The sequence below is a fragment of the Nonomuraea sp. NPDC001636 genome (assembly GCF_040298265.1).
In the GTDB taxonomy this organism is placed as follows: Bacteria; Actinomycetota; Actinomycetes; order Streptosporangiales; family Streptosporangiaceae; genus Nonomuraea.
This window is the reverse complement of the sequence record NZ_JBEOZT010000036.1, coordinates 1-15,492: the sequence shown is the minus strand read 5'-3', so window position 1 is coordinate 15,492 and position 15,492 is coordinate 1. Positions and strand designations below refer to the sequence as shown.

16 protein-coding genes and 1 pseudogene are annotated in these 15,492 nt (G+C 72.3%); 10 read left to right on the top strand and 7 right to left on the bottom strand.

Going from position 1 to position 15,492, the window contains the following annotated elements:
• The first annotated feature begins 11 nt into the window (after positions 1-11).
• On the top strand, positions 12-476 hold the full coding sequence (locus tag ABT158_RS44085) for a hypothetical protein (protein ID WP_352364207.1): 465 nt from the start codon (positions 12-14) through the stop codon (positions 474-476).
• 279 nt (positions 477-755) lie between these two features.
• On the opposite strand, the gene ABT158_RS44080 is transcribed toward ABT158_RS44085, so the two are convergent.
• Positions 756-1,682 carry a hypothetical protein gene (locus tag ABT158_RS44080; RefSeq protein WP_352364205.1) on the bottom strand — a complete coding sequence of 309 codons (927 nt, stop codon included), beginning with the start codon at positions 1,680-1,682 and terminating at the stop codon, positions 756-758.
• Positions 1,683-2,147: 465 nt separating this feature from the next.
• Entirely contained in the window at positions 2,148-2,573 is a 426-nt protein-coding gene (locus tag ABT158_RS44075) for a spore-associated protein A (RefSeq protein WP_352364203.1), read from the bottom strand.
• A 69-nt stretch (positions 2,574-2,642) separates the two neighbouring features.
• Here ABT158_RS44075 and ABT158_RS44070 point away from each other — a divergent pair, with 69 nt between their 5' ends.
• The 3 genes from ABT158_RS44070 to ABT158_RS44060 all read left to right on the top strand — a co-directional run bounded on the left by ABT158_RS44070 (position 2,643) and on the right by ABT158_RS44060 (position 4,889).
• Positions 2,643-3,089 carry an SPRY domain-containing protein gene (locus ABT158_RS44070; RefSeq protein ID WP_352364201.1) on the top strand — a complete coding sequence of 149 codons (447 nt, stop codon included), beginning with the start codon at positions 2,643-2,645 and terminating at the stop codon, positions 3,087-3,089.
• 244 nt (positions 3,090-3,333) lie between these two features.
• Entirely contained in the window at positions 3,334-3,903 is a 570-nt protein-coding gene (locus tag ABT158_RS44065) for an RNA polymerase sigma factor (RefSeq protein WP_352364199.1), read from the top strand.
• Positions 3,903-4,889, top strand: coding sequence for a CU044_5270 family protein (locus ABT158_RS44060; RefSeq protein WP_352364197.1), 987 nt, complete (start codon positions 3,903-3,905; stop codon positions 4,887-4,889). The genes ABT158_RS44065 and ABT158_RS44060 overlap by 1 nt, the downstream gene beginning before the upstream one ends.
• Positions 4,890-5,163: 274 nt before the next feature.
• Here ABT158_RS44060 and ABT158_RS44055 read toward each other — a convergent pair whose 3' ends face one another.
• On the bottom strand, positions 5,164-5,970 hold the full coding sequence (locus ABT158_RS44055) for a helix-turn-helix transcriptional regulator (RefSeq protein ID WP_352364195.1): 807 nt from the start codon (positions 5,968-5,970) through the stop codon (positions 5,164-5,166).
• A 65-nt stretch (positions 5,971-6,035) separates the two neighbouring features.
• Here ABT158_RS44055 and ABT158_RS44050 point away from each other — a divergent pair, with 65 nt between their 5' ends.
• The 3 genes from ABT158_RS44050 (at position 6,036) to ABT158_RS44040 (ending at position 8,900) form a co-directional block, all read left to right on the top strand.
• Positions 6,036-6,740, top strand: a complete 705-nt coding sequence (locus ABT158_RS44050; RefSeq protein WP_352364193.1) for an SDR family oxidoreductase — start codon at positions 6,036-6,038, stop codon at positions 6,738-6,740.
• Between the two features lie 73 nt (positions 6,741-6,813).
• Complete coding sequence (locus ABT158_RS44045) at positions 6,814-8,331, top strand: FAD-dependent monooxygenase (protein WP_352364191.1); 1,518 nt, start codon at positions 6,814-6,816, stop codon at positions 8,329-8,331.
• Positions 8,301-8,900 carry a TetR/AcrR family transcriptional regulator gene (locus tag ABT158_RS44040; RefSeq protein WP_352364189.1) on the top strand — a complete coding sequence of 200 codons (600 nt, stop codon included), beginning with the start codon at positions 8,301-8,303 and terminating at the stop codon, positions 8,898-8,900. The genes ABT158_RS44045 and ABT158_RS44040 overlap by 31 nt, the downstream gene beginning before the upstream one ends.
• Positions 8,901-8,972: 72 nt before the next feature.
• Here ABT158_RS44040 and ABT158_RS44035 read toward each other — a convergent pair whose 3' ends face one another.
• Positions 8,973-9,635: a response regulator gene (locus tag ABT158_RS44035; RefSeq protein ID WP_352364187.1), complete on the bottom strand. Its 663-nt coding sequence runs from the start codon at positions 9,633-9,635 to the stop codon at positions 8,973-8,975.
• On the bottom strand, positions 9,632-10,825 hold the full coding sequence (locus ABT158_RS44030; protein ID WP_352364186.1) for a sensor histidine kinase: 1,194 nt from the start codon (positions 10,823-10,825) through the stop codon (positions 9,632-9,634). Before ABT158_RS44030 ends, ABT158_RS44035 begins: the two co-directional genes overlap by 4 nt.
• A 237-nt stretch (positions 10,826-11,062) precedes the next feature.
• Here ABT158_RS44030 and ABT158_RS44025 point away from each other — a divergent pair, with 237 nt between their 5' ends.
• The gene (locus ABT158_RS44025) at positions 11,063-12,547 is read left to right on the top strand and encodes a serine/threonine-protein kinase (protein ID WP_352364184.1); all 1,485 of its coding nucleotides are present in this window, start codon (positions 11,063-11,065) and stop codon (positions 12,545-12,547) included.
• A gap of 82 nt (positions 12,548-12,629) precedes the next feature.
• Here ABT158_RS44025 and ABT158_RS44020 read toward each other — a convergent pair whose 3' ends face one another.
• Complete coding sequence (locus ABT158_RS44020; protein ID WP_352364182.1) at positions 12,630-13,667, bottom strand: hypothetical protein; 1,038 nt, start codon at positions 13,665-13,667, stop codon at positions 12,630-12,632.
• The gene (locus ABT158_RS44015; RefSeq protein ID WP_352364180.1) at positions 13,664-14,143 is read right to left on the bottom strand and encodes a SigE family RNA polymerase sigma factor; all 480 of its coding nucleotides are present in this window, start codon (positions 14,141-14,143) and stop codon (positions 13,664-13,666) included. Before ABT158_RS44015 ends, ABT158_RS44020 begins: the two co-directional genes overlap by 4 nt.
• Positions 14,144-14,397: 254 nt before the next feature.
• On the opposite strand from ABT158_RS44015, the gene ABT158_RS44010 reads away from it, so the two are divergent.
• Entirely contained in the window at positions 14,398-14,634 is a 237-nt protein-coding gene (locus tag ABT158_RS44010) for a hypothetical protein (RefSeq protein WP_352364178.1), read from the top strand.
• A gap of 502 nt (positions 14,635-15,136) precedes the next feature.
• Positions 15,137-15,492, top strand: a pseudogene (locus tag ABT158_RS44005) (hypothetical protein); the annotation flags it as partial.

Below are 15,492 nucleotides of genomic sequence, written 5' to 3'. Positions count from 1 at the left end.
ATCCTCATGGGATGGCTCTGCGTGATCGGCTCGCCGTCGTGGACGCCCTTCTGGCCCGCCCCTTCCCGGAGACGACGGAACGGGAGGGCGCGTCCCGGGAGGCGTGGGAGGGATACCGTTCCAGCGGGCCGCACCACCACGTGTGCTATGTGATGGCCAGCCGTGACTTCTGGGACGACCGTGGCGAGGAGGTCGTCGAGGCGGCCCAGGCGGAGATCGACGCCGCCCTCCAGGAGCTGGCGACCGTCCTGACGACGCGCTGGGGTTCCCCTCGGGAGGTCGATCTGTGGCCGTACGCGGAAGGCGAGGCCGCAGCGCCCGTCCCGCCGCTGGACGAGCTCGGCCCGCTCACCAGCACGATGCTCGTCTGGCGCCGGCCGGACGCGGACCGATGGGTCGCGCTCGCCGTCGGTCAGGCCGATCCGGAGTTCCCCGTCCTGTTGCTCGCGGCCGTGGGCGGGACACCGCTGGACTGACTCGCCGTGCGGCCGACGCGACGAGGGCAGCCCGCCAGGCTGATCAAGGTCAGGGAGGCAGAATCCTCCGGCAACGACATCCCCGCCCATATCCGTGAAGCAGGCGACGAGGGCACACGATCGCCACTTGCGACGAACTGGCGGATGTCGTCGACCTGGAATGGCCGGCCCAGGTCCAGGGGTCCGCTTCTTCGAGTAGGAAGCACGGGGGCAAGGGGGGCCTGCAATGGCGTCCTACCGCCACGGACCGCCTTGTTCATCGGTCACAAGGAATCTGGATCAAGGCTTCGTGGTAGGCGTGAATTCCTGGCAATTCCATTGCCCGTAGACGGAACATCGCCACCTGACGCCCCTGTCCGCGATGGTACGGAACGGCTTTCCGTTGTTGTCAATCTTCAGCGAGCCGCGCTTCCCTTCCGATGTCCAGTCGACGTAGATCTCCCACAGGCAGTCGCAGTCAAGCGTTTGCGGCATCAACATGAAGCTCTCCGGCTTGCTGACGGACACCTTGTAGGGAAATCTGATGGGTGTGATCTCCTTCGTGTTGAAGAAGTCGAGCACGGCCTTTTCGGTGGGCACCTCCGCCGTCAACTTCGGCGGCTGCCTGTCCAGATTCAGGGTCATCCAGCGGAATGCGGGAGGTCCGCCGTTGCATTCCATCTGCACGATTGCGCTCGCAGGTGGAAGAGGCTTGCGCAGAGTGACCTTGGCGCGCATGTCCAGCAAGGTTACTGCCGCCGCCGACGTCCCTTGTATCGTGAACTCAATGGGATTGTTTGAAATGCCTCCCGCGTTCGCTGTCACCCATTCGCGTACGCTTTCAATGGGGACGTGGCGTAGCTCGACGGGAGTGCGGTGCGCGATCCAATCGGTGCAGTCGGCGGCCAGGTTGCCTACGGAAACCGTGAACGGGGCGGATGCTGTTTTCTGTGGAGTCGGTACCTGAGCCGGCCTTTGTGTGGGGGTGGGAGTGGCTGTCTTTTCATCGGTTTTTGGGATGATTCCGAACTTTGTCAGCCAGCCGATCAGTATTGCGCCCACTACGGCGGCTGCAATGCCTCCCGCTATTCCCCAAAAGCTCGTACCCGACTTCTTCTCTTTCCGGTTGGCCTTGCCCGGCTTGGTTGGCTTTCGTGTAGAAGCATCCCGGACCCGCCGGGGCTTCGGTACTCGCGGGCGTCGTATCATCGCTCCAGCCTCGACCATGAAAGTCTCATCATGCTATCCAGGATCCCCGCTCCCGGCTCCCTTCCTGAAGGGGAATCGATGGTGGGTCTCTCTGGAGATAACCCTTCGATCGCGGCATCAGGCGGGAGGCGTGCTTTCAAGCTTGATGCCCGAATATGCCTGAGTTGCGCGTTTATGGAGGCTCCCAAGCTCCCGGGCCGGCCGATCAACGACTGGAGCCATGAGCCGCGTCTATGTGTGGTGCGGTGCTCAGTGCGTCATCGACGCGGACATCGGTGATGACGCACTGAGCCGTCAGAGCCCATGGTGCACGCCAGTGCCCTCGATTCTGGGGTGCGGGCTCTTCTCGAACCCCCTGCTGGGGGCACGCCCTCGCCGTCCTTCAACGGACCGGTGGCGTGCTTGGCGGGAGTGGTGGCGGGTCAACCGGGCGCCGTCCGCGGGGCGCCGCTCAACGAGGCGGGCCCGCCGGTCAGGCTGGTCTCAGCCGCAGTGCACGTTGTTGAGCTTGACGCTCGTCCACGACGGCGAGATGCCCTCGACGTCGATGCACTGCCCGGCCGCCGAGACGTACACGGGGCCGGCGTAGTACTGGTAGTTTCCGGCGTCGCTGTCCTTGCCGCTGCCGTCGCCCCTGGAGATCACGACGCCCTTCCAGCTCGTGGTGTTGGCGTAGGGGCCGTCGCCGTAGGTGAGTGCGCAGTTCTTGCCGGTGGCGGAGCTGTAGTACACCTCCAGGATGCCGGTGCGGTAGCCGTACTTCTCGATGCCGATGTTGTAGACGCCGACCCGGGTGTAGCCGCTGCCGCAGGGTCCGGCCGCGGCGGCCGGGCCGGCGGTCGCCGCCAGGGTCGTGGTGGCGGTCAGGGCCGCGGCGGCCAGGAGGATCGCCAGCTTGCGTGCTCGCACGAAGATCCCTTCGATTGCCCAGTGTTGTGATCTTGAGTACCACCGGCTCACTTCTGCTACACGCGACTCGTGATCAATGTGATAGTTCGCACAAATCAGCCCGAAGCGGCGCTGCCCCGTGTCCTGCTGAGCGGGTTCCGGCAGGGCCTGGACGTCCTGGCCGACACCTCGTCGGCGCGGGTGCGGCACGAGGTTGAACGGTTGCGTCCGTACGTGCCCGCGACGCTGGACGACCTGGCCCGCGGCGACCGGCGCTCCATCCGCGGCCTGGCCCGGCTGAGCGAGCGGTACTGCCAGGTCGCCTTCGGCTCGCGCCGTACCGCCATGGAGGACACCCTGGGACGTGAGCGCGCCAGGTCGCGATGGCCGACCCCAGCCTGCCGCCCATCGTCGTCGGCCGGCGCGCACGCCCAGGTCCTGCAACGGGCCGGGCTCATCACCAGCACCCGGCACGCCAACATGGTCATCCACCGGCTCACCCGGCTGGGCGGCGACCTGATCCACCGCCGGCAGTAACCTCCTCCGGGGGCCGCGCCCGAAGGCGGCCCGGGGGAGGGGACCAAAACCTCGCATGGAACCTTTCTCCCGCATGCGGATAAGTACCGTCGTGACATCCCTTCCACACGATGAACCCGTCCTGGCAGGTCCTCCGGCGGACGCGCGAGCGCCGCTCCGGGCGGACGTCCCGGCACCGGTCCAGCCGAAGGTCCCCACAGTCCTCGGAACAGCCGTCGAAACCGTCCTCGAAACCGTCCTCGAAGTGCCCGCGCAGGACTCGGCGGTCATCGAGGCGTCGCTGGCCGAGCCGGAGCGTTTCGCCGAGCTGTTCGAGCGGCATGCCGCCGTCCTGCATCGTTACGTCGTCCGGCGGCTCGGGCCCGATCAGGCCGAGGACGTGGTGGCCGAGACGTTCACCAGAGCGTTCGAGAAGCGCCACAAGTACGCCCTGGACCGCCAGGACGCCCTGCCCTGGCTGTACGGCATCGCCACGAACATCATCGGCACCCATCGAAGGGCCGAGACGCGCGGATACCGGGCACTCGCCCGCACCGGGGAGGACCCCGTGGCGGTGGCCTTCGACGAGCGGGTGGTCGCCCGCGTCTCCGCCTCGGAGACCCGCCGACCGCTCGCGGCCGCCCTGGCCGCGCTGGGCAAGGGCGAGCGCGACGTCCTGCTGCTGGTCTCCTGGGGCGACCTCAGCTACGAGGAGACGGCGCAGGCGCTGAACGTGCCCATCGGCACCGTGCGATCCCGGCTATCGCGCGCCCGCCGCAAGATCGCCCACGCCCTGGGCGGCAGCAACCCCACTGACGTGATCGAGGAGGTCTGATGAACGATCTGGACATGGTCCGCGACCTGCGCTCGGAGGTGCGGCAGAGCGAGGCAGGCGATCTGCGTGACGCCCGGCGGCGGATGCTGGCCGCGCTGGCTCCGGAGCCGCCGGCCCGCCGGGTCCGGCGTATGGTGCTGCGGGTGGCCGCGGTGGGCGCGTTCGGCGTCACGATCGCGGCGGGCGTCACGGTGGTGCAGAGCCTCGCCACGGACGGACGGGGGACGGAGACCACCGGCCCCCCGGCGTGGCTGCCGGTGGCGAACGCGCAGACCCTGGCCGAGCACGCGACGGCGGCGGCCGCCGGGCAGCCCGACGTCTACCCGCGAGCCGACCAGTGGCTCTACGTCAAATGGGACACCTACACCTCGCCCAAGCTGACGGCCAAAGCCGCCACGCCACCCGGGGGCGCAGGCCGGACAGAGTCGCGGGAGACCGTCGAGAGATGGACGCGGGGCGACGGCCAGGAACGGGCGATGCGGACCGAAGGCAGCAAGACGATCGAACGGCGCCGGGGCGGGGCGGACCCCCGTCTGCGGTTCGACCCCGCCTACCTGCGCTCGCTGCCGCTGGAGCCGTCCGCCCTGGCCGAACGCCTGAAGAAGGACACCAGCGAGATCGCTCTGCCGCCGGCGCGGGCGGTGTCCCGTCAGATCCTGAGCATCCTGGAGGAGGGCGCTCCGGCGGCTCGCCTGCGGGCCGCCCTCTACACCGTCCTGTCCCGGCTGGACGACGTCGGCGTGGAGACGGTGCGCGATCTGCTGGGCCGGCAGGGCGTGGCGATCTACACCCGCGACGACGACGGGGTCCGTCAGGAGGTCATCATCGACCCGACCACCTTCGACCTGCTCGGGGCGCGCCGCGTCTACGTCGGCGGGGCCACGTCGCCCGACCCGTACTACAGCGGGTTGCCCGAGGGTGAGGTGATCACCTCCAGGGCCCGGGTGTCCGTCGGCATCGTCGACGAGGCGGGCGACCTTCCGTAGTCGAGCCCCTGGCCGGCGCCCGTGACGAGGGCCGGGCACCGGCCGCCGGGCTCAACGGGAGTCGGGCCCGCAGCGGCGCCGCGGCGGGCTGCGCCGCAGCGCCGCTGGCGACGCCGAGATCCCGCTGCGGCTCAGAATGGGCAGGACCCGCCACGAGAACCCCCGCACCGCCATGCCGCCACGTCAAACCCGCCGCCGTACGCACTGACCAAGCTCAACGCGCCCGCGTGTACGTGGTGTCAGCTTCCTGGAGCCCGGAGCGTGCACGGTGACCTCAGGCCGGGAGCAGGGCGGACAGGTGGCGCAGGGCGCGGGCGGTCGGGGTGTCCGGGTCGGCGGTCATGAAGACGACCTGCTGGTCGTCGTCCGGGATGGGGAGGACGTCGCAGTTGATGCGCAGCGGGCCGAGTTCGGGGTGGATCATGGTCTTCGTACGGTGGCCGGGGGCGCGTACCGGATTGGTGGCCCAGATCTGGTCGAACTCGGCGCTGCCCGCCCTGAGCTCGGCCAGCAGGGCGGCCAGGGCGCGGTCGCGAGGGTAGCGGTCGGCGGCGGCGCGCAATCGGGCCACCGCGTACTCGCCGAACTCCTCGTGGCCCGTGGTCAGCACCTCCTCGCGGAGCAGGAAGCGCCGCCGGGCCAGGTTGGGCCGGTCACGGAGGTTGCCGAGCAGTGCTTCCGCGAGCGGGTTCCAGGCGATCACGTCGTAGGTGGCCGCGGTGACGACGACGCCGGTCTGCGGGAGGCGGTGCAACAGGCCGGCCACGTACGGACGGACCGTGCGCGGCGGTGCGGCGGGCGGCTGCGGGGTCACGCCGGCCAGGCGGAACAGGTGTGTCCGCTCGGCGGGCGCGAGCCGCAGCGCGCCGGCCAGGGACTCCAGGATGCGCGGCGACGGGCGTGGCCCGCGGGCCTGCTCCAGCCGTACGTAGTAGTCGACCGACATGCCGGCCAGGTCGGCGACCTCCTCGCGGCGCAGGCCCGGCGTGCGGCGACGGGGTCCGGCGGGCAGGCCGACGCCGTCGGGGCGCAGTGCCTCCCGGCGGTCGCGCAGGAACCGGGCCAGTTCGCCTCTTGCCATTCTGTACCTCCCTGGTATCGATTGTGCCTGGATCGACCGGCCCGCCCGCGGGCACCCTCGATGGCATGGACAACTCGATCGCACTGGTCACCGGCGCCAACAAGGGCATCGGCAAGGAGATCGCGCGCCTGCTCGCGGGCGCGGGTCTCACCGTTTACCTCGGCTCGCGCGACGCCGCGCGCGGTGAGCGCGCCGTGGAGGAGATCGGCGGCGGCGCCCGCCCGCTCGTCCTCGACGTGACGGACCCCGCGAGCATCGCCGACGCCGCGAGCCAGGTGGACACGCTGGACATCCTGGTCAACAACGCCGGCATCTCCGGCGAGGACAGAACGCCCGATCTGGAGGATATCGCCACCTTCCGCCGCATCTACGAGACCAACGTCTTCGGGGTCGTCGCGGTCACCAACGCCTTCCTGCCGGCGCTGCGCCGCTCCGCGCACCCCCGGATCGTGAACATCTCCTCCGGTACGGGCTCGCTGACCTGGGCCACCGGGCCGCAGTTCCCGCACCAGGGCGCCTACGCCGCCTACCGCTCGTCCAAGTCCGCGCTGAACGCGCTGACCGTGTTCTACGCCCACGCCCTGGCCGGCGACGGCGTCAAGGTGAACGCGCTGGCGCCGGGCCTGCGCCGCACCGACCTCAACGCCACGGCGGCGGGCGGCGGCGATCCCGCCGAGGCCGCGGCGGGCGCGGTACGGCTGGCGCTGCTGGCCGACGACGGGCCCTCCGGGCAGTTCCTGTCCTGGGACGGTACGCCCGTGCCATGGTGAGGGCTGGATCACCGAGCGCGGACGCCGACCGAGCCCACCACGACTTAGTAATCGGTACCGTATCGTTTACTAAGTGACTGACACCGTGCTCATCGCGGGCGCCGGCCCCACCGGGCTGGCCCTGGCCGTCCACCTGGCCCTGCACGACATCCCCGTCCGCGTCATCGACGCCGCCCCCGCCCCCGCCACCACCTCCCGCGCCCTCGGCCTGCAACCACGCGGCATGGAGGTCCTGGAACGCATCGGCGCGCTCGGCGACCTGCCCCAGCGCTCCCGGTCCTCGCTCACCATGTCCTACAACGAGGGCAGGCGCACCGTGCTGCGCCTCCACGTCGGCCAGGCCGTCGCCGACCAGCCGAAGCAGGCGCTGCTGATCTCGCAGGCCGAGGTCGAGGGCACGCTGCGGCGACGTCTGGCCGAACTGGGCGGCCAGGTGGAGTGGGACACCCGCCTGGTCGCGGCCCGGCAGGACGACGCCGGCGTCACCGCCACCGTCCGCCCGGCCGGCGGCGCCGAGCGCCCGATCCGGACCCACTGGCTGATCGGCTGTGACGGCGCGCACAGCACCGTACGCGGGCTCGCCGGCATCGGCTTCCCCGGCCGCAAACTCCTCGAACGCCTGCTGATGGTCGACGTGCGGGCCCGGTGGCCGCTGGACGGGAACGGCAGCACGACCTGGATGGAGGCCGGTCACATGCTGTCGGTCACCGCGCTGCCCGACGACACCTGGCGGGTGTTCACCGAACCGCCGTCGCAGCTGCCGGACCAGCTGTCCGAACGCGAGATCGGCGACCGGGTGCTGAGCGAGTTCTCCCGCCGCAGCGGGATCGGCCTCGACACGGTCACCGACATCCGCTGGGCCTCGGAGTTCCGCATCCACCGGCGGCTGGCCGACGCCTACCGGCGCGGCCGGATCCTCCTGGCCGGCGACGCGGCGCACATCCAGAGCCCCACCGGCGGCCAGGGACAGAACACCGGGCTCGGCGACGCCGAGAACCTGGCCTGGAAGCTGGTGCTGGTCGCCCGGGGCCGCGCCGGCCGGCGGCTGCTCGACACCTACGAAGGCGAACGCCGGCCGCTGGCCCGCAAGGTCCTGCGCGCCACCAGCACCGCCGTGGGCATCATGCTGCCGAACGCCCCCTGGAAACGTCTGCTGCGCGACCACGTCGTCCTGCCGGTCGTGCGGCTGCCCGCCGTGCAGCGCCGGCTGTGGCTGGCCGCCTCCCAGCTCGGCGTCAGCTACCGGGGAGGACCGCTGGCCGCCGCCGAGCACCGGTGGTCGCCCGGACTGCGTCCCGGCGACCGGATGCCCGACCTCGCCTGCCGGCGTCCGGACGGCAGCGGCACCACCCTGCACGCCGCCATCCGCGGACGCTGGGTCGTGCTCGCCGACGATCGGCACGTCGCCGCCCGCCACGCCGAGGCCGCCGCGGCGCGACTGGGCGCCGACCTGGTCCTCGCGCTCACGCCGGTGGAGCCCGGCTCGCCCGACGTGACGCTGATCCGCCCCGACGGGCACATCGGTTGGCGTCACCATCCGGCACCCGACAGACTGACCACATGGCTGAACCAGGTGCTGTGGCCGGCGTAGAACGCCACGGCCGTCCCCGCGATCCGGGAAACGACGCCGCCATCCTGGAGGCGGCGCTGGACCTGCTGATCGAACGCGGCGCGGCGGGCACCAGCATGGAAGCGGTCGCCCAGCGCGCCGGCGTGGCGAAACTGACCGTCTACCGGCGCTGGCGGGCCAAGGAGGACCTCCTGATGGCCGCCCTGGAGCACGCCCGCGCCCCCGACATCGACGCCGCCCCGGCCGGGCGGTCGATCGACGAACTGGTCCGCTCCGTCGCCGAGCTGCTCAGCCGTCCCCGCTTCCGCGCGCTGATGGCCCGCGTCATCGGCGCCTCGGTCGACTACCCGAAGCTCGTGGCCGCCTACACCGAGCGCTACCTGCGGCCACGCCTGGACGCCGTGGCCCAGGTCGCCCGGCAGGCCGTCGAGGCCGGTCACCTTCCGGCGGGCACCGACCCGGGCATCGTCCAGGACATCCTGGCCGGCTCGATCGGATCCGTCCTGCTCCAGCACGCCGACGACGTGACCGCCGCACAGATCGAGCGCCGGTTGCGGGCTCTGCTGGACCACATCGGATACCGGCCCTGACGCCGCGCCCGCCCGGCCGCCGGCGCGGTCATCCCCGCAGGTGGCGGGGGAGAAGACCATCGGGGCGGGATCTCAGCCGGGCAGATCGTCGCGGCCCACGAGCCCGTTCTCGTAGGCGTGGATCACCGCGTGCACGCGGTCGCGCAGGCCCAGCTTCTGCAGGACGGCCCGGACGTGCGACTTCACCGTGTTCTCGCTCAGCACCAGCTCCGCGCGGATCTCGGCGTTGGACCTGCCGCGGGCCAGCAGGCCGAAGATCTCGACCTCGCGCGGGGTGAGGCCGTCCAGGGCCGCCGTCCTGCGCATCGGCGTCTGCCGCAGCAGGCCCAGGATCGTCGCGGCCACCCCCGGGGCCAGCGCCGCCGTGCCGGACGCGACGTCGCACACCGCCTGGGCCAGCGCGGCGGGCCGGACGTCCTTGGTCAGGTAGCCGCTGGCGCCGGCCCGGACGGCCGCCACGACCAGCTCGTCGTCGTCGAACGTCGTCAGCATGAGCACCCGGGTCGCCGGAGCGATCCGCACGATCTCCGCCGTGGCGGCGACGCCGTCCAGGCGCGGCATGCGGATGTCCATCAGCACCACGTCGAGGCGGTGCCGCCGGACGACCTCGACCGCCTGGCCGCCGTCGGCGACGTCGTGGGTGACCTCGATGCGTTCGTCGGCCGACAGGACCGTGCGCAGCGAGGCCCGCAGCAGCTCCTGATCGTCGACGAGCATGACCCGGATCGCGTTCATGCCCCCTCCTTCGTGGGGAGCCGCGCCCGCAGCACCCATCCGTCGTCCCCGTCGTCGATCGACAGCGTGCCGCCCGCGGTGCGCACCCGTTCCTCGATGCCCATCAAGCCGGTCCCCTGGCCGCGGGCGCCGCGAAGCGCGCTGCCGCCGTCGTCGCGGACCTCCACCACCATCTCGGCCGGGCTCCAGCGCAGGCTGACGCTCACCGCAACCGGCGGTTCCAGGTGGCGCAGCGCGTTGGTGATGCCCTCCTGCACGGTCCGCACCGCCGCGACCTCGGCGCTGAGGCTCAGCGGCCGCCGCTCGCCCGCCTCGGCCAGCGTCACCGCGTGCAGCGGGCTCGCCGCCGAGGCCACCAGGTCGGGCAGCACGTCGAGCGAGATCGGCACCCGGCCGGGCCGGGACCCGGCGCGCGACGCCGCGCCCACGGCGGACGGGCCCACGGCGGACGGGCCCAGGGTGGCCAGCATCGCGCGCAGACCCTGGTGGGCGTCCCGGCCGGTCTCGGCGATGTCGCCGAGTTCGCGCCGGGTCGCCGCATCCGCCGTCGTCACCGCCGCGGCCTCGATCCGGGCGACCATGACGGTGACCGTGTGGGCGATCACGTCGTGCAGGTCGCGTCGGATGCCGGCCCGTTCGCCGGCGAGCGCCGCGGCCAGCCGTTCGCCCTCGGCCCGTCGGGCGGCCTCCCGCCTGCGCCGGACCAGCAGGGCCGCGAGCCACACCCCGCCGACCACGAGCATCAGCGGCCCGCCCTCGGCCAGGCGGGCCCACAGCGGGCCGGCGGGCAGCCGCGCCCACCCCACCACCTCGCTCAGGACGATCCCGAACGCCGCGACCGCCAACGCCGTCACCGAGGACCTGACCGGGACCAGGCCGGTCAGGCGCCACAACGCGAAGGGGAAGCACACCGCCGAGGGCAGCAGGTGCAGCGACCATCCCGGGGAGGGCGTCAGCACCAGGACGAGCATGGCCAGCGCGCCGATCGCGTACCCCGCCCACGGCCGCCCGGCGGCCACCCCCGCCCCCGCGTGGAGCAGGACGGCGGCGCCCGCCGCGGCCAGGACCTGCCACCAGGCCGCGCCCAGATACCAGGCGCCCACCAGGATGATCACCGTCAGGAGCGCCGGGACCGCGTGCGCCGCCACCGTCGTGGCCGGCCAGGCGCTCCGGCGCAGAGGGGCTGTCACGGTCGGTCGTCGCCTTCCGGTGGGCTCGTGGTGGGGGAGCCGTGCCCGGCTCGACCTGCCACAGGATAGCCAGCGGCCGAGCGGGACGGGTGACGGGCGCGTCGCCCGCTCCGGCGGCGGGCGAACGGATCACGAGTCTGGACATTCGGCAGATACGCCCGAGCACGCATGGATAGGCTGCCACAACTTGATCACCGACGAGGGAGCATGGTGGCCGCGCAGACACAACCAGGGCGTGTGATCGGCGGACGGTACCGGCTGGAGTCCGTCCTGGGCGGCGGAGGCTTCGGACGGGTCTGGAAGGCGCACGACGAGTCGCTCGACGTGTCCGTGGCGGTGAAGGAGGTCCGGCTCCCGTCGGCCACCTCCGACGAGGAGCACGCGCAGCGGCTGCGCCGCGCCGAGCGGGAGGCGCGCAACGCCGCCCGGCTGCGCTCGCACCCGCACATCGTCACCGTCCACGACGTGGTGATCGAGGACCAGGCGCCGTGGATCGTCATGGAACTGGTCGACGGCGGCACCCTCGCCGAACTGATCGCCCGGGACGGCCCCCTGCCGCCCGGCGCCGTCACGTCGGCCGCCAGGGGCCTGCTGGACGCCCTGGGCACGGCGCACGCCTCCGGCATCGTGCACCGGGACGTGAAACCGGCAAACGTGCTGATCGCCCGGGACGGCCGCGTGCTGCTCACCGACTTCGGCATCGCCGTGCAACAGGGCGACACCGCCCTCACCGGGAGCGGCGGGCTGATGGGCTCGCTGGAGTACATCGCGCCGGAACGGTTCAACGGCGTGGACGGCGGCGGCGCCGGCGACCTGTACTCGCTCGGGGTGACGCTGTACCAGGCGCTGGAGGGGGTGTCCCCGTTCCACCGGGACACCCCGACGGAGACGCTCACCGCGGTGCTGCTGGGGGAGCCGCCCGTGCCCCGCGACGCCGGCGGCCTCGGGACGCTGATCACCCGCCTGCTGGACAAGACCCCGGCCAACCGTCCCACCGCCGCCGAGGCCCTGGCGATGATCGACGCCCTCGGGCAGCCTCGCGTGCCGGACACCCCTCCGCCCCCGGCCGGCCCCCGCTCCGTGCCGCCGCGGCAGCCCTTCCCGGACACCGGTTCCGCTCCGGCCGGCCCATCGGCGCGCACCGAGAACGTCCCGCCTCCGCCGCCGCCCACGTTGCAGGAGCAGGCGCCCGCCTTGCCCGACCAGCCGCGCGGGCCGCGGAACCGCAAACTGCTCATCGCGGGCGGCGCCGGGCTCGCCGTGGCGATCGCCGCGGTCGCCGTCGTCGTGGCCACCTCGGGAGAGGGCGGTCAGACCCCGCAGGCGGGCTCGTCCGGGGCGGCGGAGCGGACGGCGTCCGCCGCCGAGCAGCCCGGCACGAAAGGCCAGGGGATGCCGCCGGGGTGTGAGAACCAGACCGGCGTCATGGAGAAGTGGACGCAGGTCCCGGTCAGCGGAACGGTGCCGCTGCCGCCGACCGAGAACCTCCTCAACGAGATCCTCGATCTGCAGCAGGCCAACCTGGCCAAGGCGGTTCGCCCGGCGCTCAAGGCCGCGCTCCAGAACGACATCGACACCGCCGGGAAGGCGCTCAAGGCGCTTCGCGCCGACGACGTCGACACGTACCGGCAGGCGGTGACGAAGGACAAGCTCGGGCACCTGACCGAGATCTCCGACGCGTGCTTCTTCAACGATCTGGGCCCGTCGCAGTCCTCGGGGTGACCTGGGGGGCAGAGGAGCCGTCGTCATCGGGCCGGGAGGCTGCATCGGCGACGACGGCCGGCCGCCGACCCGGGGGCGGCGATCAGGAGCGCTTGCGGTAGACGGCCATGGCCCAGCGGACCGGGCGGTTGGCGTCCTCGCCCCAGATGCCCGCCCGGACGGTGACGGTGACCCGCCTGCCCTCCGGCACGGCCAGCTCGGTCATCGCCATCGGGTACGGGCCGCTCGTCCACTGGCCGCAGGTGACCGTCCCCTCGTCGCCGCCCTCGATCCGGTACGTGAACCACATCCGCCTGGCCAGGTCACCGGCGCAGAGCGCCTCGACGCCCATCCTGCGGCCGTCGCCCCGGACCGTGACCGTGGCCGTCCCGTCCTGCGGCCAGATCCGGTCCCGCGTCGCGCCGGCCAGCTCCCAGCTCGCCAGCCGCTCGGGGAAGGCTCTGAGAGGTTGGGGATCGACCGGCCGCGCGGGAGGCGTCCATTCGTAGACGGCCAGGCTCCAGACCGCCTCGACGGGCTCCGGGGTCACGCACGGCGCCCCCTTCTCCGCACGCGTACACCCCCCGCCCCTGGTGGTCGTGTCGAACGTCACCGTGACCTGGCCGGCCCCCGCGGGCACCAGCAGCGGGACCAGCTCCATGCCCTTCGGGCAGGGGGAGAAGGACGGGGAGGCGCCGGCGGCGCGGCCCGGCACGGAGATCCTCGGCGCCGTGGCGCCGAACGAGCCGTCGCACAGCGCGGCCACGTCCAGCGGCCTGCCGGTGACCGGGATCGTGACCGACGTCTTGCGCGCGCCGTCCGTCCTGACCGTCGCCGTCGCCAGCCGCCGGTAGCCGGTGCCGTCGCGGGCGGTGAAGCGTTCCGGCAGCTCCCGGGCGGGCGCGACGGCGGAGGCCGAGGTCGCGGGCTCGTGCCGCGGCACGGCGCCCCCGGGCAGCAGGGAGAGCACGGCCGCGCCCGCGGCCACCGTCGCGGCCACCGTCGCGGCTGCGGACGCCAGGACCCTGCGCCGCCGGATACGCCGCACCCGGCGGCGGACGAGCTCGTGGCGGTCCGGGATCGCGGGCGCGGGGCCCTGCGCCCGCTCCCGCAACATCTCACGCAGGTCCTGCACGCTCATCGGCACTCCTTCACGATCGACTCGTCCACGCGCAGCTTGGCCAGCGCCTTGGCGGTCTGGCTCTTGACCGTGCCGTCATGGCAGCCCAGGATCCTGGCCACCTCCTGCACCGACAGGTCCTCGTAGAACCGCAGCACGATCACCGCGCGCTGTCTGGCGGGCAGCCTTCCCACCGCCTCCCACAGCTCCTCCCGTCCGGACCGCTCGGCATCGGGCGTCCCCTCGTCGGGCAGCGTGCCGCTCGGCACCTCGCCGCGCCATCGGCGCCGCCACCACGAGGTGCAGGTCGTCACGAGGACCCGTCGCACGTACGCCTCGGGCTCCTCGATGCGCGACCAGGCGAACCACGCCTTGGCCAGGCACTCCTGGAGCAGGTCCTCGGCCGTTCCCCAGTCGCGGGTCAGCAGGTACGCCGTCCGCAGCAACCGGTCGGACCGCGAGGCCACGAAGTCGTCAAAGAGCTTCCTGTCTGGCACACACGTACTGACGCGGTGCCGGCGCGATCAGGTTGCCTCGCCGTTCCCGCCTTCTCTGACGCGCCTTGGGCGGCGGAGGACCTCATCGTGCCGGTCGGCATCGGTGAGTACAGCGAGAGCCGGACCACCGGGATCCTGCGCCTCGGTACGGCCGCCTCCGATCTGACCACGACCTTCCACCGGACCGACGTCCCCGAAGACCTGAAGAACGTCAGCGAGCCGACCGGAGGGACGTTCCCGCCGGCAAGGCGGAAGTGCTGCGGGAGCGGTACCGCTCGGCACGGGTCTCGTGGCAGTTGTGGGTCGGGCCGGACCGGCTTCCCCGCCGGGTCCGTCTCGTCACGGCCGACCCCTCGGCCGGGGAGGGCGTGCCCAGGAGCAGCGTGACCGAGATCGACTTCACCGACTGGGGCAACGACGTGCCCGTCGAGCCGCCGCCGCAGGACCAGGTCCATGAGAGCGGCAGCTGTCTCGCCCCGGAACCGCACTGAACACCCGGGCCGTGCCGAATGCATCCTGGGCGTGACGTTTCCGTCCGGTGCCGGTGAGACGGGGGTCACGGGGACGCGGGCGGATGCGCCGACGCAGGTTCCGGTCCCGCCGAATGGCGGTGACGCCGCCGCCCCTATCGGGCGTCGCCGAGTCGGTCGCCGCCGGCCGATTCGCCCTTCAGTGGGCCCGGAATGCCGGACTTTCCCTGCCCGATTGTCCGGCCTGACGGCCGATTCTTGCATGTGGATGGGTGTGACCAGCGGTAACAGAAATGTCGGTATACCTACCGATGAACATACGTATTTTCGAGCAGTCAACGAGCGCTTAGCGTCTGGCGGCACAAGGCGAAACGGTTCGCTTGCTGTTTCCGTCACCCTTTATCACCCCCCCATGCCCCCTTTCACCTCCCGCGACCCAGGAGACCCCTGACCGCGTGGTGACCCGCGCACGCCCAAAGGCGGCAACGGCCCGAAGGGAGCCTGCCGAAAGGAGCACCACAGCGTGAAACGCAAAGCCTTACTCGCGGCGGTCGCCGGCCTGGCCACGGCCGCGACCCTGACGCTCCCCGCGTCTCCCGTCAGCGCCGCCCCGCCCGGAGTCACCCCCGGACAAGACCTCGGCGCCACCGCATCAGCGGCGGCAGACCCCGCAGCGGTCGCCGCAGCGGTCGCCGCGGCGGTCGCCGACCGGGCGGTCTCCAGCCAGCTCGACAACCTCAGCAGAGGCCCCGACGAGGCCTACAGCCGCCTCAGAGTCACCCCCGGCGCCGGCGACATGTTCTACGTCGCCTACGAGCGCACCTACAAGGGCCTGCCCGTGATCGGCGGCGACGCCGTCGTGGTCACCGACGCCGCCGG